This window comes from Faecalibacterium prausnitzii (genome assembly GCF_049532945.1).
Classification (GTDB): Bacteria; Bacillota; Clostridia; order Oscillospirales; family Ruminococcaceae; genus Faecalibacterium; species Faecalibacterium prausnitzii_N.
In genome coordinates this window covers 2,190,792-2,213,230 of record NZ_CP186691.1, presented here as the reverse complement: position 1 = coordinate 2,213,230, position 22,439 = coordinate 2,190,792, and the positions used below count along the sequence as shown (strand labels likewise).

Below are 22,439 nucleotides of genomic sequence, written 5' to 3'. Positions count from 1 at the left end.
GTCGCAATTCCTACACTGCACATCCATTACGTGTCAAAAGCACGATTCATCCATATCACAAAATAGTATACCATACTCCCTCAAAAAAGAAAACACCCTGTCAAAACTGCGTTCCCCGACCCGATCGTCGGAGCCTCTCAGTCTGGCAGGGTGTTTTGTTATTTCGTCAGCTCCGGTTCTTCTCCCTGACTCGTTCAAAGGTCTTGTCCGCCTCGATGGCAGCTTCCGTGAACGAATTGTTATACCACCAGTTCACGATGGCCGTCACGATGGTCACCCCAGCGGTCACGAGCTGGTTCACGGTCTCGTTGTCGATGGGGATCACGCTGTGTCCGCCCGCGCTGAGCAGCTGGTTGACCAGAGCCAGAGCGAGGCAGACGGTCCGGACGATGGTCGCGGTCGATACTTTTTTGTCCATTTTGAAATCCTCCGTTATACGGCGTGGATGGGCAGGGCCTTGGCGCGGTTGTAAAGCTCCGTACCGGTGCCGTTCCCGCCCATCATGTGGTAAGTCTTATATAGGTATCCCAGGTTTCGCAGACCGTCCTGCGTGATGTACCCCAGCTCCATGAACCGGTAGCATTCGGTGTAGATGCGGTCGTGCAGCAGTGCCAATACTGCGTTCCAGAGGGCCTTGATCTTCGGCAGCGCAGCCAGAATGCCCGCACCGATCAGCGTACAGACCCATTGGGCCCAGTATTCCATGAGAAACTGCCACATCGGTGTCACGCCTCCTTCATCCGGGTCAGCCCGGCCCGCTTGAGGATGCCGGGGTAGTCCTTGTAGGCATGGCTGAGGTCTACGCCGTTTTTCACGCCGGGCACACGCCCCTTGCTCGTATACTGCCACATCCCATGCTTGCGGGTGGGGCGCTTGCCGCGGTAGTCCGCGATCCACAGGTCGAAGTCGGTCAGCTCGTGCATCGCCAGCGCCGTATCGGCGAAGTTCGTGTAGGTGTACACCATGGCATACAGTCCCCACGCTTCGATCTGCTTCGCCTCCATTTTAACGAGCTTCGCCAGCTCCTCCGGCCGCAGGGCTTTCAGGCTGGGGTCTTCCACGTCCACGGCAATGGGCATCGTAAAGTCCTTGCCCTCCAATGCAACTTTCAGCTTTGCCAGCTCCTGTGCGGCATAGAGGGCCGTGGTAGCTTTGGTGTAATAGTACGCCCCTACCGGCAGCCCGGCTTCCACGCAGCCCCAGTAATTTTTCTCAAAGGTCGGGTCGATGTAAATGCCGCCGTATACCGGGCTGGTCGAGACCGTCCGCAGCATCACGCCGTCCACTTTTCCGCTGGCCTTGACTTTCTTCCAGTCCACATTCCCCTGCCAGCGGGAAACGTCTAAAATCTCCATTTTGAAATTTCGCCTCCTTAGGTCGCAACTGCGTAGCTGTAATAGTTGATGTTCACCTTCAGGGTATTGGCATACCAAGCATAGTTGTCAGTGAGTTCTCTGTCACAGGTTGCAGTCACTCTACCATCTGTCGTAAAGTCCCAGCGTACATACAGGTAATGGTAGTATCTACCAGGATCATCGTATACACTCCATAACTGATTCACCGAGGAAGAGCCACGAAGAAGCTTACCTACCGTATCAATTTTAACAAATGCCACCTCGCTGCCAAAGGTCGCCATCGTGTGGGTCGCACCTTTATACAGGGTGTCACCCTTGATGGCCGGGCTTACGACCGTTCCGAGAAGAACTTCCGTCGTCTTGGCAATAGCTTGATACTTCTGTTCCAGTGTGGAGATGCGGGTGGTGGCTTCCCGCAGCAGATCGTCCAACGTGGCATAGTCTATGTTGTTGTCCGTGAACACAGGCACCCAGGTCGTCCCGTGCACAGTAGCATGGTTTTTCCGCAGGGTGTGGTTGTTCCACTGGGTGGCGCTGCCGGTCAGGTTGCCTTTGATGCCGCCTGCCGCTTTCAATTCGCCGGTCATGGTGCCGCCGCTCAGCAGCAGGTACTTCACGATGCGGTCGTTCAGGCTCTTGATGCCCTGTTCCGCCGCGCTCATCCGGGTGCCGGTCGCTTTGGCGTCGGCGGGCATGTTCTCCTGGGTCAGGGTCGGGTCGGTCAGCAGCGACAGCGTCGCCTGGTTGCCGACACTCATGGGTCCAAATGCCATTTTGAATTTTCCTCCTTACGCTGCATACTTGTAATAATCGATGTTCACCTTCAGGGTATTGGCATACCAAGCATAGTTGTCAGTGAGTTCTCTGTCACAGGTTGCAGTCACTCTACCATCTGTCGTAAAGTCCCAGCGTACATACAGGTAATGGTAGTATCTACCAGGATCATCGTATACACTCCATAACTGATTCACCGAGGAAGAGCCACGAAGAAGCTTACCTACCGTATCAATTTTAACAAATGCCACCTCGCTGCCAAAGGTCGCCATCGTGTGGGTCGCACCTTTATACAGGGTGTCACCCTTGATGGCCGGGCTTACGACCGTTCCGAGAAGAACTTCCGTCACCCCGCCAATGGCCTTGATCTTCTGTTCGCAGGTCGCGATACGGGTGATCGCATCGTTCAGGCTGGTGTTCAGGGCCTTCCCCATCGCGGCGCTCAGCGAGTCGCTCGTGGAGTCGCTGCTCAGGTTGTTCTGGATGCCGCGCCAGCTGTTCGTGTCCTGTCCCGGAATGCCCAGCGCTGTGATATCACCCTTCGTGATGCCCGCCACGCTGGAAACATGCCCCTGTCCGTCCACGGCCAACTTGTAAAGCCCCAGTCCGTGCCCGGTGTAGCCCGGATGGATGTAGACGGTATCCTGTCCCGGAATGCCCAGCGACGTGATATCGCCCTTCGTGGCACCTGCCACACTGGAAACATGGCCAAGTGCGTCAACGGCGATCTTGTAGAGCCCCGTTCCGCGCGCCGTGTACTTCGGGTGGGTGTAGACGGTATCCTGTCCGGGGATGCCCAGTGACGTGATATCGCTCTTCACAGCCTTTGCTGCGCTCGTCACGTGGCCCAGATTGTCCACTACGATCTTATACAGCCCCGACCCATATGCCGTGTGGCTGGGGTGGACGTATGCATTCGCCCTGATGGCCGCGAGTACATCCGCGTTCGTCTGGTATCCCGCATCGTTCACCAGATTGTTTGTGCCGGTCGGAATTGTAATGGCCACTCGTTTCTGACTGTCCACCGGCATTTTTGTGCCGTTCAGCAGCACCTGCTCGATGACGTTCTCCTGAAACTTTTTGTCGTTGTCCAGGTCTGAGATCTTGGTAGGGATCGTCATCCGAACGGCTTTTTCGCGGTCAGGGAACAGTTGCGTCCCGTTTACAAGGATCTTTTCCAGAACATTGTCTTCGCCGCCCCGTTCGTCGATGGTCTTCACCTGTGCCTGCAATGCCTTCAGCACCATGCCGATCGAACAAGCCATCTGATGCAGCTGTTCTAATTTTGCGTAGATCACATCCGCCATCCGTCTACCTCCCCGAAAGCGTCCTGCATTGCAGTCCGGAACTCTTCATTCGTTGCCCCGCGTGTCGAAATGCGTCCAGCCGCTGTCACGTCCATGCCGTCACCGATCATCACAAGGCCCAGCTCCGTCTTGGTGGCCGGGCGGTTCACGGGCTCTTCCCGCTTGAGCAGAATGACATTCACATGGATGTTCGCCTCCGGTCTGCGCACGGCATAGAACCGCACATAGCCGTCGCCGGTGCTCAGAACGCTTGCCATGCCTGCGTTTTCCGCTTCCTCCCAGTTCACAAGGTCAGTCATGCCCAGCGGGATCATGTCGGAGGTGCAGTTCTTCACGGCCACATCACAGTAATACTGGTTCGGGCCAATGGTAGGCCGCAGCGGCGTCCAGTCGGCCGTCGGCACTGCCAGAAAATAATTCAGGGTGCCCACACCGAACAGGGTCAGGATGATGTCCAGGTCTGCGTCCGGGATGCGGCGGGAAAACAGCCGAAGACAGCCCTTCCGGCTCTCCACACTGCATGCCACACCGGCCGCCGTGGCCGAGGCGTAGCTTTCCAGCGTCATGGCGGCAAACGGCGTGAACCGTTCGGTCAGGTCTTCGACCGGGATGTCACAGTAATAGGTGAAGATGCCCTGCGCCTGCGGCAGGGTGCCCCACTTGTTCCGGTAGGCCACCAGGTTGAAGGTCTTATAGTACCCGCCTTTGTAGTCATTTTGAAAATCGTTGACGATGTCCCGCGACCTTTCCGAGTAGAGCTTCGAGCTTTCCTCACTCAGCTTCGAGTTTTTGGCGCTCTTGGCCGAGGCTGCGGCGCTTGTCTTCGATTCTGCCGCGCTCGCTGCACTGGCATCTGCACTTGCTTTCGAGCTCGCTGCGCTGGCCGCACTCTGGCTGGCGCTCTCCTTTGATTCTGCTGCGCTCTTGGCCGAGGCCGTGGCGCTCCGCTGGGCATCCTGGGCGTAGTGCTTGGCCCATTCGAGCCAGTTCTTCATCTGCTCGACCTGTTCGGTCACCCATTCTTTTACCCACTGGATCGCATAGGCGAAGTATTCGCGCACCTCGCGTCCGTACAGCGCTTTCCGGATGCCCTCAATGATCTCATCGAAACTCATCATTTTGAAAAATCACCCCGCTTTATTTGTTCAGCCAACTCAGCACGCCCCGCAATTGGTTCTTGATTGTCTTCTGGTTTGTAGTGTTCGCGTTCTGCTGATCGGTCAGTTTTCTTGGCGGCAGGCCATATTCATACCGCTTGTTGTCCGGTGCATCCAGTGTCAGGGCTGTTTTGGTGCAAACATACCACCCGTCTATTCCATGCGGTTCGGACACCACATGGGTCTTTTTCAGAAATTGCAGCCGGTCCAGGTCCCGCCCCGTGTCTTTGTAGTCGAACGCTTCGATCATCAAACTCGGTTCTACGTCCTGCTTGTATTCCTTCAGCTGCTTGTCCGCCGTTTCCTGCAAGCTGGCTTCGGTCGTATCCCCATCCACGGTCACGATCTTCTCCACGACGCCGTATTTGCTTTCCGCTTCTTCGTTCTTTGCCACCGCCACTATGGCCGATGTTGAGTATTTCTTCCAGATCCACCACCCGTGCGATTCCGTCTTTGAGCCATACGCCGTGATCCGGGTCGCAAAGTCATTGGGGATCTTCTCGGTATAGGTCAGGTCCAGCAGATTCGAGCCGTAATAAATCGCCTGCCGGGTCGTCTCTTCGATGTCCAGCAGGTAATCCACGCAAATGCGCCACACATCACCGGATGTTTCGATGCGCGTTCGCAGATATCCGTCGTATTCGTCCAGAAAGAGCGTGTTCAACAGGTTCCAGTGGGTGTCGATCTGGGTGCCTTTGTCGGTCGTATCAATGGTCTTCCCGTTTTGCACTGTCACTTTCCCGATGCAGATCAACCCGCAGTCAGCCCTTCCAAGAGCGAACAGCTGATTGAACAGAGTGTCTGCATAATACGTATCGAACCATTTTGAAGTTTCGTTCCGAGCCTTCGTCAGGGTGTAAGTCGCCGGGTCCAGTTTCCAGCTCTCGTCCTGCATCACACCAAGAGCCCCCTCGGCGTATACACGCCAGCTCCGGTCAAACTGCTTTTCCAGTTCTGTCACCCGCCCGACGAAGATGGGCTTGTCGTCTTCTTCCACGCATACCCAGCTCTTGCGCAGCTTCAGCGCGTCGTACACGGGGTTCCGGATCGTAGCAAACGGCGTCTCGATCTCATATGGGATGCTGCACTCAAAGCTGTTCAGCTGGTTTTTCTCCTGCGTCAGTACCGGGTCCAGCACGACCTGTCCGGGGACATCTCCTTCGATGTGGTCGCCCGCTGCGTCGTAAAGTGTCACCCGGTCTACCCATCGGAACCCGACCCAGCTCCCCTCGCGAAAGGCTCCTTCCGCCCGCTCGATCCTTCCGGCATATACCCGATATCCCATTTTGAAAAGCTCCTTATAAGTATGCTGGCAGGTAGGTCACATTGACCACCTGTCGGATCAGGGTCATGTTCTTCAGCTTCAGTTCATACACGTCATATCGCAGGTCGTCGTCGATGACGCCCAGCGCGATCTCTATGTTGTTTACCAGTCGGCGCTCTGCGCGGTCCGTGTAGAGTCCTGCAAGCCCTGCATACCGGTACGGCAGGGTACGGCTTTTGTAGAGCCCTGCGACCACTCCGCCCCCTCCTCTGGCCCGCACGACGCTTGGTTTTTCGGACGGCGGCAGATACAAATTTACCTGCTCCTGTCCTCTCAGCACCAGATTCTTTGCATACGGCAGCGCCAGGTCGGTCGTAAAATTGAATGGGTCCCAGAGCCAGTCGTCCTGAATGTTGTTGTATAAATATTTGAACGGGTAAAGGCTGTATTTCAGCGTAATGACTGTGTGGTCGTTCTGCTGCTTGATACCTCCGCTCACCCAGACTCTTCCAAAATAAAAGAACGCCGGGTCATCCTCCAGCCGCACAGACTGCTTCATCGGCTTTGCGATGTCTTCGTTCAGTGCTTTTGCAAGATGATCCAGCGCCTGTTTTCCAACTGGCGAGGAACCATACTGCCCTCTCCAGGATTCGGTATCCAGATAAAACTCCCAGCTTCCTTCACGGGCCTTGAATACCGCCTCGCCCGTGACACTTTTGGAAAGATACACCGCCCCGTTCCGTCCTTCGACGTCCAGGGAGATGGTCTTTTCAACCGGGGGAGCGATCACCGGGGGAGTGACCGGGATCATGTGCCAGTCATCCCAGGTGTTCTTGTCGCCAATGGTGATGGAATGATACATGCTGCTCCCTCCATTTTGAAATTTCGGTTATTGTCGTTCTTCGTTCTGGGGCGCGAAGTTGTAACTGATGGCAAATACCATCTTTCCTTCGTTGGGTTTCACACTGCTCACCCAGCACCGCCCCTCGTATTCGGCATCTCTCGGCCCGCTTACAGCCGTGGCATCCACGTGCATCCGCACTTTGCAGTCTTTTCCCTGAATAAACCGCATCAGTCGGTAGTAGGTGCTGCTCCACTCGCCGGTTCGGGTATGCCATCCGTGATATAGCTTCAGGCTCATTTCGTTCGGTCCGGGAATGCCGCATCGCATCCGCACCTTCACCCAGTCTTTCAGGCTGTTTGCGCCATAGTCATCCCAGCTCGCATGCAGGGTTCCGTCCTGGACGTAATAAAACTCCCAGGTTCCCGTCGCGTTCTTATACACCCGTCTCAGGGCAGCCGGATACTCCGGTGCTCCGTGCATCGCGGGGATGCTGACGGTCTTGCAGTTTTCTTCAAATGCGTTTACATGCAGCGGGCTCAACGGCACCAGATTCAGGTCTTTTGTCGAACAACTTTCGTACTGCCCTGCACCGTTCTTTACCAGGAACGTAACCGACGCATACTCCGCCAGCGGGTTTCCGCCGATGTACAGGCGCAACAGATCTACGCTATTCATCGCCGTCTCCGTTCTGCCCGTTCCATGAGCTTCGTATCCACATCCTCGATGATCTCTCCGACCAGCTTTCTCCGGTCAATGGAAAGCTTCATGTTCCGCACCGCCTCGCTCACCGCGTCCACCCGGCTGCCCAGGCTCTCAATGGCTGCCACGACGTCATCGTTGCCGCTTGCGGCAGCTGCTGTCGGTTCTCCATTTTGAATTTCCCGGCGCTTGGCAAAGCTGCGCATCAGCTGGGTGGGCTGTTCGAAGCGGGCGTTCAGGGTCCCGTCCGGGTCTGCGAAGGCGCTCTGCATCCAGTTGGCACTGTTGCGCACCCCTTCCAGATCCACCACGGGCGTGATGGTCGGGCGGAAGTCCGCGTCCTCGTCAAAGCAGCTCAGGATCATGTCGGCGCTCATCTGCGCAGCGCGCAGCGCCGAGCGCATCACGTCGTTCATGCTCCGGTCCACAGCGTTCCCGCTGTCCGCGATGCCATTGGCAAAGCCAAGACTCATGTATTCGCCCAGCTGGGCCATCACGGTCGAGGGCGAGTGGATGCCGAAGAAGCTCTTCACCCTGTTCACAAGGCCCGTGCACAGGTTCTTGATGCCGTCACCCACAGCCTTCGCTGCCCCGGTGATGCCTTCCCACAGTCCCTTGACGAGGTTCTTGCCGACCTCCACGAACTTCGAGAACAGGTTCCGCAGCCAGTCCAGCGCCCTGCCGAAGAAGTTCTTCACCTTGTCCCAGTTCTTCACCAGCAAGGTGATGACCACTGCACCGGCTGCAACGACCGCCGCTATGAGCAGACCATGCGGGCCGAGCGATGCCGCCAGCGCCGCCAGCTTTGCACCGACCGTGGCCAGGATGCCGCCTTCTCCGCCGATGGTCGCTGCCAGTCCGGCCAGTTTAGTGCCGATCGTGGTCAGAAGCCCGCCTTCGCTCACTACACCGCCCAGTGTCGTGGCCAGTGTGCCGCTCAGCTTCTTGCCAGCGGTCGCCAGCATCGGGCCGACGTTGTCCAGCACAGTCTTTCCGAAGTCGCTGCCCATAAAGTCCAGCACGGCCGCAATGCCGCTCGTCAGAGCCTGTCCCCAGTCTCCGCCCACCGCTGCGGTGATCATGCTGTACACGTCGGTGATGACTTCGGTCGCGCCTTCCCGCACCACCAGCCCGAAGGCGTTGGCCATGTTCTGTGCGGCCTGCGGGAATTTGGTCTGTACCTTCTGCCAGACGTCCTGGAATCCCTTTTGGATCGGCTTCCAGTTCCGGGCGATGGCATAGCCCAGCTGCATGGTCATCCGCTTGCCGCTGTCGTCCAGATCGAACGCCGTGGCCAGATCTTCGGCAAAGCCCACGAAGTTGTACTGTTCGCCCTGCCACTCGGCCAGCGCATCCAGCGCCGCTTCGCTGTCCTTGCCGCTCTGTTTGACGGCTTCGTTGTATTTGTTCTGTTTGTTCGTCAGCTTCTTGACCGAATAGGCCATGCTGTCCAGAGCCGTACCAACGCCCAGAATGGCGGTCATCGTGCCCTGGGTGGAGGCGAGGCGCGCCTCCTTGCTGTCTGCACCGTACTGCTTGACCGCCGCCTTGTAGGCTTCCTCCCGCTGCGAGAGGTCGCCGTCGTTGTAGATCTTTTTCAGCACGTTCTGCCGGTTCGTGATGATCTTTTCCTGCTTTTCCAGCATGGCCAGAGCATCGTCAAAGGCGTCCAGCTGGGCCTGGTTCATCTCGTTGATGAGGTCCTGCTGTTCCTTCTGCTCTTCCAGCCACTGCCGGTAGGCTTCCTGGGTCTTCAGGCTCTCTTCGCCGAACTCGGCTTTCAGCGTGGTGTACTCCTCTTCGGCGGCCGTCACAACCTTCGCCTGGATGCCGATCTTTTTGTTCAGGTTCTCGATCTTCTTGTTTGACTTTTCCTCCACCGTGGCCGTGTCTTCGTACAGGCTCGCCCACAGCTCGTATTCGTCCGTCGCGGTGCTGGCTTCGTCGTCATACCGGTCTTTGATCACCTGGAACAGCGTCGCCTGCTTCTTTCCCTTCAGCTCAGTCAGTGTCTTCTCCTCGTTGAGGTAGGTCGCATACGCATCGCTCTTCTGGGTGTCGGTGGAGCTCTTCTCCGCAAGGATCTTGTCGTACTGTTCCTTCGCGATGGCCACCCGGTCGGTCTGGTCCGCGATAGCCTGCGTCAGGCTGTCGGTCTTCTTTTCCACCAGGGCTTCCACGCTCGACGTGTCGCCTTCGGTCAGCTCCCACAGTGCATATTCCTTGTCGGCGGCGTCCATCTTGGCCTTGTTCGCCTTCAGCTTCTTAGTGTACTCGTCCACCAGCTTGTCCGCCTCGGTCTTGGTCGACTTCGCGGTGCCGCCGCCCTTGGGTTTCTTGCCGGTATTCCCCGTGATCTCGTCGAACTTATCCTTTGTTTTCTGGTACATGGCGTCGATATCCACGCCATTTTCCAGCATGTCCGGGACGGTCTGCCCGCCCAGACCGAACAGCAGCCCGTTCGGTGAGATGCCGCCCTTGTCCTTAAAGTTCAGGCTTGAGGTAAAGTTAGCGATTCCCTCACCCCATTTTGAAGTATCGAGGTCCATCCCGCTCAAGGCCGTCTGCACAGTGGCTACGACACCCAACGCTTTTTCTCCGGCTGTGGTCTGAAGATCGTCCAGCGCACCCGTCACGGTGGTGCTCACGTCCGTCATACCGTCCTGCGCCGCCTGAACGAGCTTGGTCCGGTAGTCGCTGTAGTGGCGCTCTACTTCCTGGCTCTGCTTGTCGACAGCATCCGTCACAGCGCCGGTGCCGTTCTCAATGCCGTTTGCAGCACCTTCGTCAATATACTCACCATACGCATACGAAACGTCGCTCGGCGAATGGATGCCCCAGAAATTCCGGATGTAATTGTCCAGTCTGGTGCATAAGGCATTGGCCGAGGACAGAACCGAGTTGACGGCGCCTTCGTCCAGCAACCCTTCGGCGAGGCCCAGCGCCATCCATCGGCCATTTTCGGCCATCAGTCTGGACGGTGATTCGATCCCTGCTTCCTTCCGTACACTCTCGTCGGCGGCACTTACGAGATCTGCACCAGCGTCGGCAGCTTTGTACGCGTTTTTGGTCATGCCTGTGACATTACCATTCACGTAATGCTCGCCAACCTCATTACCGGCCTTCTCAGCATCGTCATTGGCATCCTTCGTGTTGAACCAGTCTGTGATGCTGACCCGCTGTGGCTGGTAATCCGGATTCGCCTTGAATACGATGTTTCTCTGCTGGAACAGCCCATTCCCCTTGAATGGCGCAAAGGCGGTCTTAATGGCATTCCACGTTGCGTCTGCCAGTTCTTCCCACGTCTCTGGAACACCCAAAAAGCCAAGTGCATCTTTCAGTTCCTGCCAGAGCACGGGAACCACTGCGCGTACGAGAGCATCGAATGCCTTAACAAGAGGCCCTGCACACTGCATGATCGCATTGCACAGCATGTTTATCACGGCAACGAGCGCCTGCTCGATGTCGGGAGCTGCATTGATGATCGCCTGACAGATCGGCCCGGCAAACATCGAGAGCACACCCAGAATGGCAGTTGCTCCGGCCAGTTTCAAGGCAGCGGATGCGAACTTATCGAACGCAGTTGCCAGTGCGGTAAATCCCACGCTGACCACTGGAAGTTTCGTTGCCAGCCACCCGGCTCCAAACAGGATGGCAATCAATCCGCCCAATGCCACGGCGGCAACCTTCAATGCGTCCCAGTTGACCACATTGAAAATGACGCACGCCGCTGCCAGCTTGATCATGCCTGTAGAAAGTGTGTTGATCGTCCATGCAGCTTGCAGGGCATCACCAGACATTTTGGACAGCGCAAAAACAGCCACGTACATTCCGGCAAGTGCAACCCCGCACTTGAGCATTGCGCTCCATGCTCCGTCGCCGAGCTTTTCATAAACCGCCACAGCTCCCGCCAGCACCAGCATCGCCGTAGACATTGCCATAATAGCCATTGCTCCGTCCGCCCCAGCGGCTTGCGATGCAATGCTCAATGCGGTCAGTCCGGCAGAAACTTTGATCAGTCCATCGATTGCCTCATCGCCCATTACGGCAAACAGCTCTACTGCTCCGGCCAGAACGATCAAGGACGATGACATCATGAAGATAGCCGCGCCGGAAGTAAACTTTGTCTTGGCGGACAGTGCCGACATCGTGGTTATCAGCAGCATCAGGGTCTTGATGCTCGTCATAGCCGCGTCGAGGTTGACCCGTTTGATATTTGCAATGCTGGATACTGCCTGTGCCGCGATCCAGATGCCGCTTGCCATTGCTGCGATTGCAGCTCCATTTTGAAATCCGGTGGGGCCGATCAGCTTCTGTACCGCAGCCAGAACGGTCGCCATGCTCGTCAGCAGTCCGCCAAGCGAAACTACCGCCAGTCCTGCTTTCGCAAGGCTTGCGAACTTGATCTTACTCAGCGGTTCCAACGCCGTGGAAACGATCTTGATGGCGGTTCCCAGCGCGATCATCTCTGCCGCCGTGGAAAGCAGCACCTTGTGGTTGATGACTTTTTCGCCGATCACCAATGCCTTACTCAGTTCTCCCATAGCCAACATAAGGGCAACCACTGCGGCTGCCGCGATTGCCAGGGCTGCGGCATTTGCTGCAATGTCCCCTTCGTTCAATGCTGCTACAAGGTTCGATAAGCCTTTTGCAATGGAGCCTACCGCAACGCCAAGCCCGATCAGTGCCGCCGCCGTTCCCCACAAGGTCGCTGCGTTCAGCATGCTGGATTTCAGGCTGTCAAATGCCTTATCGAATTTCTTTGCCGTCGGTTCCAGCAGCTTGGCTGCACCGGCGAGCAAAACAATGCTCAACATCGTGACGGCTGCAACGGACTTAAACCGATCGGGGTCGATTCGGCTCATCACGTACATTGCTCCGGCCAAGATCAGCACAGCACTTGCCATGCTCACCAAGGTCTTGCTGGCGTTGTTCTTCTGCCACGTCTTGATGGCGCTCGTCAACTGCTTGAAGGTGCCGGAGATGGAATCCAGCATTCCCGTCAGCGGCGTTTGCAGCATCTTCTTCAGGCTGTTCATCGCCTTCGCAAACTGCCCGATGCTGAACGCCAGCAGTCCCACGTCGATCAAGCTCAGCAGGCGGTAAACATCCGTTCCGCTGATGGAGTCGAAGCCCACCTTCAGCGCCTCGAAGAACTTCTTCACCGGGTCTACCACGGTGTCCGCCGTCGCTTCGATGCTTGAAATGTTCTTCTTGAAGGTCGTCGCAAAGGTCGTCACGGCCTCTCCGATCTTCACCGGCAGATTCGTCAGGGTCGTCTCCAGACTGTCTGCACCATCCAGCTGGCCCTTCACCCATTTTTTGAGGAAGTCCGCTGTCTCGCCCAGTTTCGCGATCACCCCTCCAGCCACCGCGCCGAGGACGCCCAGCAGGGTCAGACCGCCGCCTGCCGCCTGTCCCGCCAGCACGATCAGAGGTTTCAGCACTTTCTGCGCATTCTCAGAAAGCCCGCTGATCCAGCTCAGGTTCCCGCCGCTCTGCACGAGGGCGTCCAGCTGCTCTTTCAGCCCGGCCAGCGAGAAGTTCTTTGTGAGGTCTTTCAGGTCCCCCAGCGGGCTCAGCAGCTTTTTCAGGCTGGCCCGGATGGTGTCGAACCGCTCCCCCAGGGTCTTCGTGCCAGTCAGCGCTTCGCCCACTTCGGTCACAAAATCCCCGAAACCTCCCGCCACGTCAAGGATGCTGTCTTTCACCGGCTTCAGCACGTCCGCCAGTCCACCCAGCAGCTTCACCGCCGTCTTCACGACCTTTGCGATGGTGTCGGTGCCGACCCGGATGACCCGGAACAGTCCCGTAAAGGCGCCCCTGATCTTTGTGGCGGTCTCCTCGCCGATAATGAGCTTGCTCGTGGCGTAATCCAGCCCTTCCGCAAAGCTCTTGATCTGCTTGCCGCTCGTCGGCGGGAAGATCTCCTGGAACGCATCGTGGATGGGCTGCACCAGAGCGCTCAGTGCATCCATGATGTTCCACAGACTCTGCATCAGGTGTTCGCGGCCCGAAAGCTCACTCATACCGGCGGCATAGTCTGCCAGGTTGGCTTCTCCGGTCCGGAACTCCTCGTTCAACCGGCTCAGCGCTTCGTAGTCCCGCTCAATGGCTTCCTTGTCCAGATTGCGGGCATCCAGCGCCTCGTCACTCATGGCGAGGTACTTTTCCAGGCTGACGAGGGTCACGTCCAATCCATTTTGAAGCAGCTCGGCGTTGACGCCGCCTTCCCGCAATGCGTTCGCAAAGCTGCCCGCTTCTTCAATGGATTCTTCGGTCACCGCCCCGCTGGCCAGTGCCACTTTTTGCAGCACGGTGTCGTAGGTCTCCGCCTGGTCGCCCAGCTTGTCGTTCAGCTGTTTCCAGCCGGTGTCGAGACCCTCTTTCAGCCGTTCGTTCAGCGCGTCGATGGACGGTACGAAAATATCGTACAGCCGGTTCGCCAGTTCCGTCCAGGTCTCGGTCGCTTCCTCCTTGTTGCCGAAGAAGGTCTCGAAGACTTTCATCCAGGAGGAACTGACTGCGTCCTTCGTGGAGTCGATGGCCTGCTCGAAGCTCGTTGCCTGCTGGGCCGCCAACGCCGCGCGCTCTGCCAGCTCGCCATATTGCCCGCTCAGTTTCTCCAGCGCCTCGGAGCTGGTCATGCCAGGGTTCTGCTGCACCATATCGTACGCAGCTTCCATCATGGAGGCGTACTTTTCGAAGGTCTTTTCCATGACCTTCGTGTCAGCCCACTTGTTCGAAAGGGTACTTTCGAAGGTGGCAATGGTCACCTCGCCCTCTTTCAGTTTGCCCATCTCCACAGCCGTGTCGATGAGTTCCTGTTTCAGAGCCTTGGTGGCCGTGCCCATCAGGTTGAGGCTCTTCCAGTCCTGCAATTGCAGGTGACCGGCGCTGTAACTCTGGGTCAGGTTTCGGATGGTGCTCTGGAATGCAAAGCCCGTTTTACCGGCGTCGGCGGTGGCGTTGGCGATGCCCATGATCATGGGGATCATCTTCTTGATGTCGCCGCCTGCCGCAGTCATCTGCGAAAGGGCACTCGTCATCTCGCTGAAGCTGTAACTCGTCTCATCCGAGTACCACATCAGCTTGTTCAGGTAGCCGTTGACGTTGTCGATGCTTTCGCCCGTCGCGTTCATGATGGTCTGCACATTCGAGGTCTTCTCGGTGTACTTATTCCATCCGCTGGCCACCTGGTCCACCGAAAGGCTCTTCACCAGACGTTCGCCGGTGTCCACGATCTTGTTCGTGATGTTGGTCAGTGCGGCCACAGCCATCACGTCCAGCGCGTTGAACTTCACCTTCAGGGTGTCCAGTGCGCCTTCCATCTCGTCGAAGTTCACGTTCCGCTGGGCTTTTTCGATGTTTTCGAAGCCCTTGTCCACGTCCTTGAACTGCAACTTTTCCTTGAGCCGGTCCAGAGTCTTCATGCTCTCGCGCGTGTTCTTCTCAAACTGTGCGTTGTCAAACCGCATTTCGACCACGCGCTGGTCTACTTCTCTGCTCATCCTCTCTGCACCTCCCTCCATGCTTTGCGGGCGATTTCCTCAAAGATCGGCTTCATGGCCGGGTTGATATAATCAACGCCTTCCACATAGCCGCCGTTCCGTGTGCTGTGCCCGTACTGTAAAATGACCGCGATCGGTACGTCGTCCACGACGTTCGTGTTCGACCAGGTGATCACGATGCTGTCGGCCCCTTTTGTCACCCGGTAATTCCAGCTCGCGGCGGTCTTTCCGGTGTCTTTCGGGGTCGCCTCAGCCAGCGCTGCCACGCCCTTTTTGCCGTACTCGTCCAGCACCGCATCCAGGTCCATCCGGCTCACCCGCTTCAAAAATCCGCTCGTCTTCTTAAACTTTCCCTTCTGACGAAATACAATGATTTTTGGCATTCATTACCCTCTCGCGCCATATTTCTTCATCCGCGCTGCATTCAGCTCTCTGCGCTGGCGCAGTGCGTCTTTCCGGCTCATCTTCCGGGGCGGAGCCTGCTCTTCCTGACAGACCCGGATCAGGGTCATCAGGCGGTTCAGATGCCACCGCTCGCATTCAATGGGAACCCCGGCCTGGAACATCCGGGAATATAACACCTCGCTCGTCAGCACCTTCCCCGTGCCGGGCGGCCGCCTTCTTGCGCGGCGCTTTGCGGTTCCATTTTGATTTTTTTCGCCCGGTCTCCCTTCGCCTGCAAACCAGGTCGCGGTCATCGGGTCTTCCATATATCGGTAAATAGCATTCAGGTTTTCCACCGTCAGCCGGGCGTACACCGTCGGGTCCACGCCCTGAGTCACCGTCATGCAGCGCACAAAGTCCTGCATCTGTTCCGGTGTCTTTTCGATGCTGTCGTCGAAAAACGGGATATGCCACTTGCTTTCCCATTTGGACAGGGAGACAAGCGAATACTCCAGCCGCAGCGTCACCGCCTTCGTGCTGGTAAATTCCGCCCGCCTCGCATCCCAGAGCTCCTCGCCGGGAATTGTGATCTCAAACATTCGCCTTATCTCCCTGTGGTTTCAAATGTGGGTCAGCCCTGTGCAGAGCTGGTCACTGCCAGCGTCACGGGCACGGCCTGCGCTGCCGGGTTTGCACCGGGCTTTGCGCTGAACTTGCCATTCGGGGCAAGTGCGTTGATGAACTTGGTGGCCTTTTCGGTGTCGGTCGCCAGCGACATGTAGAAGTCAGAAAATGCCTGGGTCGCCGCAAAGTTTGCGAAGATCTCCGGGCTCTTCATGAACCGGCGGCCGTCGGCGCTCTTCTCGCCGTAGGCCTTCTCGATCACGGTCTTGAACAGTTCCACCAGCTCCTTCTGGCTCTTCGCCTTCACGATGCGGTCGATGTACTCCTGCAAGCCGCCCTCCACAGAGAGGCTCCATTCGGTGATCTCCGCCTCAGTCAGGTTGAAGTAGAAGTTTTCGGTGCGCTCCACACCGTCAAAGTCGGTGTAGGTAATGGGTTCACAGATCATGGTTTTTCTCCTTTCAATAACTGCCTGCCCGCTGGCGCGGAGCCCGGCATTTCACGCCCCGTCGGGCTTTTTCGTCCAGCACTCGCAATACCGCCTTGCCAATGGCTCCCCTATTAGGGGAGCTGGCGAGCGGGGCGAGACTGAGAGGTTACGCAGCGGCCTTCAGCAGCTCGATGACCTCGTCCGGGGTCGGCAGAGACGCGGTGGTGTTCTCGGTGCCGTACAGCTTGTCCTCCAGGGCCTTCAGCTTGGCCGGGTCGGTCTTCAGGCTGTTGATCTCCATGTGCGCAGTGGGCTTGTAGCCTGCCACGTTCACCGGGGTGGTGTCGCACTCCCAGCTGAAGGTGATGGCATCCGGGCTGTCGTTCACGGTCTCGTAGCTCTTCTCGCTGGGGGAAGCGGTCGAGTTCCATGCGATGTGGATGATGTAGCCGTCATCGTCGTCCATCACGGTGTCGTTGCCGATGCTGGTCACCCAGCTGAAGCCGAAGGGCAGACGGCGCTGCTGGCCGATGGTCACGCCGGGCACGATCTCCGCGCTGCCGTCGCAGGCCTCGAACTCCGGCGGATACATATAGGACTCAATGGTGTACTTGAACTCTTCCGCCGCGCGGAGACCTGCGTACACCATATCGTCTGCGTGCAGCTTGGTCAGGTCTGCACCGTCGGGGCTCTCGGTCACGGCGGTAAGGCCGTTCCAGACCACGCCCTTGGGGTAAGCGCCCTTGTTGTCCATCGGGTACAGCACGCCGTGCTTGGTACCAGTGTGGTAAAAGCGCTCACCAGTCTTATCCCATTCCAGTCTTGCCATAGGTTCATCCTCCTTAGTAGTAGATGGTAAATGTGTCATGATACAGCCCGTCCGAAACGAAGTGCCGGTCGTGCCCGCACCTCGGCAGGCGCGAAGCCGCCAGCACCATCGGGCTGTCCGGTTTCGGGTCGATCACCGTCAGGGTATAAAAAAGCGCTGCAGATAAACGTTGTCATCCGCAGCGACATTTCTGATCTTGCTCCGCTTGTAGCAGATGCAGGGGTAGTTCATCGCCAGTCCGTTCTTCGGCTGGTAGTAGACGTTCTCGCTCCCGCACCGCTCTTTCACAATGGCGCGCAGCAGCTTGTCCAGCGCCAGGCGCCGGTCCAGCAGGGTATCAGCCATGGTATTGCCCTCCCAGTGTCAGGATCAGCCGCGGGAACTGCACGTCCACGTTGTCGATGATCCACTTTGCGCCATAGAGCGTCGCATACCGCATGGCGTAGAAATGCTCCTGCGCAAAGGGGTCTGCCAGGATGCTCAGCTGGTTCGACACCGTCGTTTCGCCGTTCACCTGGTCACCCAGATCAAAACGGCGGGTGTTCCGCACAAGGTCCCCATAGTAGTCCCGCTCCGTCATGGTCTCTTCGTATACGCTCGGTTCTGTCTCCAGCGTCTCGGCGTATCCGATCTTGCCAAACCACTTGCTCATTGCATTTCACTCCATTTTGAATCGTTCAGTACAGCACCGTCCGGTCGAGCACTGCATCGTCCAGAACGGCGGCCCTTCAAGTCTGGTCGGCATCTGCGGCGGTGCAGGTCACAGCGGTGGTGCCGTCGGTCACGACCACACCGGCCGCCAGCAGCGCCACCGGCAGGTAGGTCTTGTCCGCACCCATGACGAGCAGGCGGCCCAGCTTGAACGCCTTCTCCACGTCGGCCTTCTTTGCCTGGGTCTTGTGCGCCTCATCCTCATACAGCTTCTTGTCGGTGTGCAGGTAGGCAACGTAGTTTGCCACATGCAGGTCATAACCGGTCTCATAAATGGTTTTCAGCATAGCTCAATTCCTTTCTGCCTGCCCTCTGTCGCAGGGCCCGGCGTAAACCCTCTCCGTCTCGCTGCGGTTTTACGTAGCAAACTCGATGGCCATCGCGCTGAAGGGCACCGCCAGTGCGCCGGAGCAGCGGGTCTCGATCAGGTACTTCTGGGCGTTGTAATCGATGTCGAAGTCGTCGAACATCGCAACCGCACCGCCCTTGTCGGCACCCACGGTGTAGTCGGCCAGGTTCACGATCACGCCGATCAGCTCGCCACCCTTGGCGCCGGTGCGGCCCTCCATCTCAGGGATGGTTACGATCTCCTTCACGCGCAGCTTGCGGGCCAGAGCAGCAGCGTCTGCATACAGCGGGTGGCCGATGCCATCTTCCAGAAGCAGCATCTCGGTCAGAATGTCCTCGGTGGTGAAGAAGGTCGGGGTACCAGAGCCACGGTAGTTCTTGCGGCTGCGCAGGATCTGCTTGATGGTAGCCTGCATCTTGTCCTCGATCTTGGTCAGACCGGCAATGGAGACCTGGATCTTGATGGTGAACAGGTCCGCGTCATTCACGACGGGGCGGATGCAGTTCTCGTCGATCTTGTCCTCGCTGCCTGCGGGGCGGCCGTCGCCCAGAAGGTAGCTCAGGGCCAGTTCCCGGTTCAGCTTGTAGCGCATCTCGTTCTTCAGCCAGGAGACCACATCAAAGCTGGTGATGTCGATCACATCGTCGCGATCCAGCTTCTGCTTCTTGTAGACGGTGGTGGGGCTGGTGGAGCGGCGCAGCAGGCCGAAGACCTCTTCCTTCTTGAAGTTGCCCTTGATGTAGCCCTTGGCACGAGCCTCATCCTCGGTCAGATCGGCAAACTGGCTCTTGAAGCGGCTGAAGGGGATGTGATGCACACCGCCCATCACCTTGCTCACCCAGTCATCCGGCTTCTCGATGATGCGGGGCGTGTTATCGAGCAGGTGGTCATCCGGGAACAGCCAGTCGATGTTGTCGATGCTGTGGGCCAGTTCATCGGTGTCAACGCCAGCGTCCTCAAAGGCCTGCTTCAGCGTACCGTGGCTCTTGGCGCCCTTGATGATGCCGTTGATCTCTTCCATGTTGTGCTGGAGCACAGTTGCGCGGGTGTCCTTGTCAAAAACATTCTGCTTCACGGTTTCATCCTCCTCACCGTCGTCTTCGCCGCCGTTCTCCTCCAGGGCCAGTCCCACGAGGGCGTGGCAGCATTCTTTCTGCTCGTCGGTCATGCCGTTATAGACTTGTTCGAGCGTCTTACCGTCTTTCTTTTCGTCCGCCATTTTGGCTTCCTCCTGTTTTGCGTTGTCTCCGCTGTGGGCCAGTTCCTCCAGCGGGTTGCCATCCGGGTCTATGCCGTGGGTCAGGCTCAGACCTTCGTCGTTGTAGATGAAAGCCTCTCCGCCCTCGTAGTCCTCATCAGCGCTGTGCTTGATCACCTCGTCGATGAGTGCGCCGGGGTTGCATCCTGCCAGCACGAGGCTCACTTCCCGGATGAAACCGTGCTTCACAGTCTTACCCACCTTCTGCAAACCGTTTGCGAAGATGGAAAAAGCGTTCAGGTCGCCGCTCTCCACGCACTTTCTTGCGGTCTTGCCGGTGTCCGTGTCGTTGAACTTCGCATAGGCATACACACCGCCCGGCCGGTTTTCCAGCAGGCATTTGCCGATCACATTGCCGATGTCGCTGTGGTCGTGGTTGTAGACCATCGGCACCACCTTACCGTCGCATTCCTTGAACGCATCCTGCGCAATGGTCAGCCCGTCGTAACAGCGGGTGTTCGCTTTCGTCGCCCAGCCGCTGCAATCATAGTCAAACTTCACCATTTTGAAAAATGTTTCTCCTTTCTACCCATTCACCAGCCGCTCCACGGTGTCCCGCCCCGCTGTCGTTCGGCTGCGAGATGTTCGCATTCCGCAGTCTGTCCGCATTCGGGTCTTTCGAGGGCTTCATGCCGATGATCTGCCGGAACTCGTTGCTCGTCATGATCTCGTTGCGGGTAAACTTGTCCGCCATCTCGGCCACCATGCTCACCGGGGCCAGCTTGAACGGGTCGCGGAAATAGAGCACGGATTCGCCGTTTGCCCGCGCTTCCTCGGTCAGAAACTTCCGCTTCAGCTCGTCTACGGCAGCCGCTACCAACGGTTCAATGGTTCGGTTCTCGTAGTTGGTCATCACAGTGTCGTTCGCCGTACCATTCATGATCTCCGGTGTAATGCCCAACTGACTGTATGCCATGTTCGTCAGGTATTCCACGGTCTTCAGAAGGTTGTTTTCGAGACTGCGGTTCAACTGCGTGATGTGTTCAGTGCCGTCGGTGTACGCGATGCCGTATTTGCTTCCCGCCAGCTGCCGTTCGATCTCGGCGCGGCGGTCTTCGGCCTGTTTCTTCCGGGCTTCGCTCTTGACGATGTAAGGCAGCTGGATGATGAGGTCGAGCTTGCCGCTGCCCAGCTGGTCATCCACCACGTCCATCAGGTTCAGTTTCCGGATGAGCCGCTGAACGGTGCTGTTCGGCTCGTTCATCACAGCATAGAACGGGTTCTCGATGATGGCCACCTGCGCTTTCGGCAGGGTCAGTTCCTCCCGCTGTCCGGTCCGGTCGTTGTACACTTCCAGCCGCACGTCGTCGGGGTACCATTCCTTGATCTTGCCCACCCGCATGGATTCGATCGTCACGTCCCCGGTCTTCGGATCAGTGTCAACGTCCACCGGCACCAGCGCCACCACGCCTTCGTCCAGCACCGAAAGAAACAGGTCATACCGCAAAGCACGTCCCGTCTGGTCTTTGTTGCCGGATAGATTCAGGCATGAATTAAGGCCCGAATCAACGGTCTCGTCATAGCGTCCGTTTTCATCGAGCCTTACATGGTTGATGGTGATGCTGGCCGCATCCATTGCGATGCGGGTATAGATCGCGGTCAGGATGGTCCGGTCATTTCCACGGTTCAGCCGCACCCGGTCGGGCCGGTAATTGTATCCTCCGCCGTAGGAACTCTTTCCGGGAGGGTCCCGGTTCGTAAAGGCATTCCAGGCCCGCTTCAGCCTGGAGCCAAATGTCTGCGCCATTTTGATTTTCCTCCCGGTCAATTATCTTTCTTCTCGTCGTCTTTCTTCTGCTGCTGCCCGCCGCTGGCGCCTCCGCTCACGATCGCGTTCGCCAGTTCCGGGTTCTTCAGCTCTTTCGTGATGAACTGCTTGGCACTGTAGCTCATCGCACCGGAAACCGCCTTGGTCAGAAACTGCTTCGAGGCATCTTTCATCACGCTTTTCACAAAGCTCTGCCCGCCGTACACATCGTTCCGCAGCTGCTTCACGTCCTTCTGGAGCTGGAGCCGCTCTTTCTCGGCTTTCAGTTCCTTGTTCGGGTCGTCGGCGCGGATGTTCGTCTGCCCCTGAAGATCGCGGTACTGCTTCTCCATCTGGAGCCGGTTGATGCGGCTTCGCAGCTCGTCGTCCGAGTAATCCTCTGCATTCCGGCCGGAGCGTTTCGGTGCATATTCCACCTTCGGTTCATCTTCTGAACCGGCGTTCCCATCTCCGGCATAGTGCTTTTTGCCTGCGGCCGTCAGGGTGCCGTCCTTGTTCTGATACCGCCGCACGCCCCACTTCATACCTTTGATGCCCCAGTGGTATAGCTCGTCCTTGTATACCTGCACTCTTCTATTCACCTCCGGTCATTTTTCAATCTTGTCTGCATAATTCCGGAGGATATCGGCAACCTTAGACTTTCCCTTCTTCACAGCACTCCGCATATTGTGTTTTACCTTGCGCAAGGTTTTGTAATCGTGTTTTGTTTTGGTGTGTGCTGTCACGCTGGCGCTGTCAGCCGAAATACCAGTGATACCGCCATACTTGTCAGAAGGGGTCCGGATTGTGTCGATCCCACGTCCTCTGGCTTTATCAATATCTCCCTGAACTTTTTTCTGGTCGGTCATGGTGCTTCCGGTGCCAGTAACATAGTAGGTCGTCTTCGTGTCTTTTTTCTTATACGGAAATTCGATCGCTGCCGTTTTATCCTGCTTTTTCCGGGTCATGTACGCACCATATTCCCGTGCATCGTAAAAATAGCGGTACTGCGTAAAACCAAGCTTATTGGTCCCCACAGGCACGCGGGCATAATATTTGTGCCCTTTTCGCTCCTGACCTTTGGTGCCATGTGCCAGATATTCCCAATAATCGTTCATTTAATTGCTCCTTTCGGCAATTTACAGAGTTCCTGTCGTATGATATACTGAAATCAAATAAGTAAGCGGCTCCTCTTC

At 57.3% G+C, this 22,439-nt stretch carries 21 protein-coding genes; all 21 read right to left on the bottom strand.

Annotation, left to right across the window (positions count from 1 at the left end; genetic code table 11):
• Nucleotides 1-166: 166 nt before the first annotated feature.
• The gene (locus tag ACNQFG_RS11100; RefSeq protein ID WP_423404945.1) at nt 167-418 is read right to left on the bottom strand and encodes a phage holin; all 252 of its coding nucleotides are present in this window, start codon (nt 416-418) and stop codon (nt 167-169) included.
• A gap of 14 nt (nt 419-432) precedes the next feature.
• Nucleotides 433-720 (bottom strand): hypothetical protein, encoded by a 288-nt coding sequence (locus ACNQFG_RS11095; protein ID WP_223381475.1) that lies wholly within the window; start codon nt 718-720, stop codon nt 433-435.
• Between the two features lie 5 nt (nt 721-725).
• Complete coding sequence (locus ACNQFG_RS11090) at nt 726-1,355, bottom strand: GH25 family lysozyme (protein WP_423404944.1); 630 nt, start codon at nt 1,353-1,355, stop codon at nt 726-728.
• Between the two features lie 17 nt (nt 1,356-1,372).
• Nucleotides 1,373-2,128 carry a hypothetical protein gene (locus ACNQFG_RS11085; protein WP_423404943.1) on the bottom strand — a complete coding sequence of 252 codons (756 nt, stop codon included), beginning with the start codon at nt 2,126-2,128 and terminating at the stop codon, nt 1,373-1,375.
• 15 nt (nt 2,129-2,143) lie between these two features.
• The gene (locus ACNQFG_RS11080) at nt 2,144-3,436 is read right to left on the bottom strand and encodes a hypothetical protein (RefSeq protein ID WP_423404942.1); all 1,293 of its coding nucleotides are present in this window, start codon (nt 3,434-3,436) and stop codon (nt 2,144-2,146) included.
• Complete coding sequence (locus tag ACNQFG_RS11075; RefSeq protein WP_423404941.1) at nt 3,424-4,554, bottom strand: hypothetical protein; 1,131 nt, start codon at nt 4,552-4,554, stop codon at nt 3,424-3,426. The genes ACNQFG_RS11080 and ACNQFG_RS11075 overlap by 13 nt, the downstream gene beginning before the upstream one ends.
• A 19-nt stretch (nt 4,555-4,573) precedes the next feature.
• On the bottom strand, nt 4,574-5,878 hold the full coding sequence (locus tag ACNQFG_RS11070) for an XkdQ/YqbQ family protein (protein WP_423404940.1): 1,305 nt from the start codon (nt 5,876-5,878) through the stop codon (nt 4,574-4,576).
• Nucleotides 5,879-5,891: 13 nt separating this feature from the next.
• Nucleotides 5,892-6,719 carry a hypothetical protein gene (locus ACNQFG_RS11065; RefSeq protein ID WP_118552997.1) on the bottom strand — a complete coding sequence of 276 codons (828 nt, stop codon included), beginning with the start codon at nt 6,717-6,719 and terminating at the stop codon, nt 5,892-5,894.
• A 27-nt stretch (nt 6,720-6,746) separates the two neighbouring features.
• Complete coding sequence (locus ACNQFG_RS11060; RefSeq protein ID WP_118552996.1) at nt 6,747-7,376, bottom strand: hypothetical protein; 630 nt, start codon at nt 7,374-7,376, stop codon at nt 6,747-6,749.
• Nucleotides 7,373-14,911: a hypothetical protein gene (locus tag ACNQFG_RS11055; RefSeq protein ID WP_423404939.1), complete on the bottom strand. Its 7,539-nt coding sequence runs from the start codon at nt 14,909-14,911 to the stop codon at nt 7,373-7,375. The genes ACNQFG_RS11060 and ACNQFG_RS11055 overlap by 4 nt, the downstream gene beginning before the upstream one ends.
• Complete coding sequence (locus tag ACNQFG_RS11050; protein ID WP_423404938.1) at nt 14,908-15,294, bottom strand: HK97 gp10 family phage protein; 387 nt, start codon at nt 15,292-15,294, stop codon at nt 14,908-14,910. Before ACNQFG_RS11050 ends, ACNQFG_RS11055 begins: the two co-directional genes overlap by 4 nt.
• Nucleotides 15,295-15,297: 3 nt before the next feature.
• Nucleotides 15,298-15,894 carry a hypothetical protein gene (locus ACNQFG_RS11045; RefSeq protein WP_118552994.1) on the bottom strand — a complete coding sequence of 199 codons (597 nt, stop codon included), beginning with the start codon at nt 15,892-15,894 and terminating at the stop codon, nt 15,298-15,300.
• 32 nt (nt 15,895-15,926) lie between these two features.
• Nucleotides 15,927-16,367: a hypothetical protein gene (locus ACNQFG_RS11040; RefSeq protein ID WP_187116969.1), complete on the bottom strand. Its 441-nt coding sequence runs from the start codon at nt 16,365-16,367 to the stop codon at nt 15,927-15,929.
• Nucleotides 16,368-16,515: 148 nt separating this feature from the next.
• Nucleotides 16,516-17,178 carry a hypothetical protein gene (locus ACNQFG_RS11035; RefSeq protein WP_118552993.1) on the bottom strand — a complete coding sequence of 221 codons (663 nt, stop codon included), beginning with the start codon at nt 17,176-17,178 and terminating at the stop codon, nt 16,516-16,518.
• A 138-nt stretch (nt 17,179-17,316) separates the two neighbouring features.
• The gene (locus tag ACNQFG_RS11030; RefSeq protein ID WP_423404937.1) at nt 17,317-17,523 is read right to left on the bottom strand and encodes a hypothetical protein; all 207 of its coding nucleotides are present in this window, start codon (nt 17,521-17,523) and stop codon (nt 17,317-17,319) included.
• Entirely contained in the window at nt 17,516-17,830 is a 315-nt protein-coding gene (locus tag ACNQFG_RS11025) for a DUF7253 family protein (protein ID WP_423404936.1), read from the bottom strand. Before ACNQFG_RS11025 ends, ACNQFG_RS11030 begins: the two co-directional genes overlap by 8 nt.
• A gap of 76 nt (nt 17,831-17,906) precedes the next feature.
• Nucleotides 17,907-18,176, bottom strand: coding sequence for a hypothetical protein (locus ACNQFG_RS11020; RefSeq protein WP_423404935.1), 270 nt, complete (start codon nt 18,174-18,176; stop codon nt 17,907-17,909).
• Between the two features lie 69 nt (nt 18,177-18,245).
• Nucleotides 18,246-20,000, bottom strand: coding sequence for a phage major capsid protein (locus ACNQFG_RS11015; RefSeq protein ID WP_423404934.1), 1,755 nt, complete (start codon nt 19,998-20,000; stop codon nt 18,246-18,248).
• Nucleotides 19,987-21,243, bottom strand: a complete 1,257-nt coding sequence (locus ACNQFG_RS11010) for a phage portal protein (protein ID WP_423404933.1) — start codon at nt 21,241-21,243, stop codon at nt 19,987-19,989. Before ACNQFG_RS11010 ends, ACNQFG_RS11015 begins: the two co-directional genes overlap by 14 nt.
• Nucleotides 21,244-21,260: 17 nt before the next feature.
• Nucleotides 21,261-21,833: a DUF7211 domain-containing protein gene (locus ACNQFG_RS11005; RefSeq protein ID WP_423404932.1), complete on the bottom strand. Its 573-nt coding sequence runs from the start codon at nt 21,831-21,833 to the stop codon at nt 21,261-21,263.
• 18 nt (nt 21,834-21,851) lie between these two features.
• Nucleotides 21,852-22,361 carry a hypothetical protein gene (locus tag ACNQFG_RS11000; protein WP_423404931.1) on the bottom strand — a complete coding sequence of 170 codons (510 nt, stop codon included), beginning with the start codon at nt 22,359-22,361 and terminating at the stop codon, nt 21,852-21,854.
• Nucleotides 22,362-22,439: the final 78 nt, after the last annotated feature.

Bases quoted from the DNA above. Each gene is read 5' to 3' on its own strand.
- ACNQFG_RS11020 (WP_423404935.1), bottom strand. From the start codon at position 18,176: ATGCTGAAAACCATTTATGAGACCGGTTATGACCTGCATGTGGCAAAC.
- ACNQFG_RS11085 (WP_423404943.1), bottom strand. From the start codon at position 2,128: ATGGCATTTGGACCCATGAGTGTCGGCAACCAGGCGACGCTGTCGCTG.
- ACNQFG_RS11010 (WP_423404933.1), bottom strand. From the start codon at position 21,243: ATGGCGCAGACATTTGGCTCCAGGCTGAAGCGGGCCTGGAATGCCTTT.
- ACNQFG_RS11095 (WP_223381475.1), bottom strand. From the start codon at position 720: ATGTGGCAGTTTCTCATGGAATACTGGGCCCAATGGGTCTGTACGCTG.
- ACNQFG_RS11000 (WP_423404931.1), bottom strand. From the start codon at position 22,361: ATGAACGATTATTGGGAATATCTGGCACATGGCACCAAAGGTCAGGAG.
- ACNQFG_RS11025 (WP_423404936.1), bottom strand. From the start codon at position 17,830: ATGAGCAAGTGGTTTGGCAAGATCGGATACGCCGAGACGCTGGAGACA.
- ACNQFG_RS11065 (WP_118552997.1), bottom strand. From the start codon at position 6,719: ATGTATCATTCCATCACCATTGGCGACAAGAACACCTGGGATGACTGG.
- ACNQFG_RS11080 (WP_423404942.1), bottom strand. From the start codon at position 3,436: ATGGCGGATGTGATCTACGCAAAATTAGAACAGCTGCATCAGATGGCT.
- ACNQFG_RS11070 (WP_423404940.1), bottom strand. From the start codon at position 5,878: ATGGGATATCGGGTATATGCCGGAAGGATCGAGCGGGCGGAAGGAGCC.
- ACNQFG_RS11090 (WP_423404944.1), bottom strand. From the start codon at position 1,355: ATGGAGATTTTAGACGTTTCCCGCTGGCAGGGGAATGTGGACTGGAAG.
- ACNQFG_RS11060 (WP_118552996.1), bottom strand. From the start codon at position 7,376: ATGAATAGCGTAGATCTGTTGCGCCTGTACATCGGCGGAAACCCGCTG.
- ACNQFG_RS11050 (WP_423404938.1), bottom strand. From the start codon at position 15,294: ATGCCAAAAATCATTGTATTTCGTCAGAAGGGAAAGTTTAAGAAGACG.
- ACNQFG_RS11075 (WP_423404941.1), bottom strand. From the start codon at position 4,554: ATGATGAGTTTCGATGAGATCATTGAGGGCATCCGGAAAGCGCTGTAC.
- ACNQFG_RS11100 (WP_423404945.1), bottom strand. From the start codon at position 418: ATGGACAAAAAAGTATCGACCGCGACCATCGTCCGGACCGTCTGCCTC.
- ACNQFG_RS11045 (WP_118552994.1), bottom strand. From the start codon at position 15,894: ATGTTTGAGATCACAATTCCCGGCGAGGAGCTCTGGGATGCGAGGCGG.
- ACNQFG_RS11035 (WP_118552993.1), bottom strand. From the start codon at position 17,178: ATGGCAAGACTGGAATGGGATAAGACTGGTGAGCGCTTTTACCACACT.
- ACNQFG_RS11015 (WP_423404934.1), bottom strand. From the start codon at position 20,000: ATGGTGAAGTTTGACTATGATTGCAGCGGCTGGGCGACGAAAGCGAAC.
- ACNQFG_RS11030 (WP_423404937.1), bottom strand. From the start codon at position 17,523: ATGGCTGATACCCTGCTGGACCGGCGCCTGGCGCTGGACAAGCTGCTG.
- ACNQFG_RS11040 (WP_187116969.1), bottom strand. From the start codon at position 16,367: ATGATCTGTGAACCCATTACCTACACCGACTTTGACGGTGTGGAGCGC.
- ACNQFG_RS11055 (WP_423404939.1), bottom strand. From the start codon at position 14,911: ATGAGCAGAGAAGTAGACCAGCGCGTGGTCGAAATGCGGTTTGACAAC.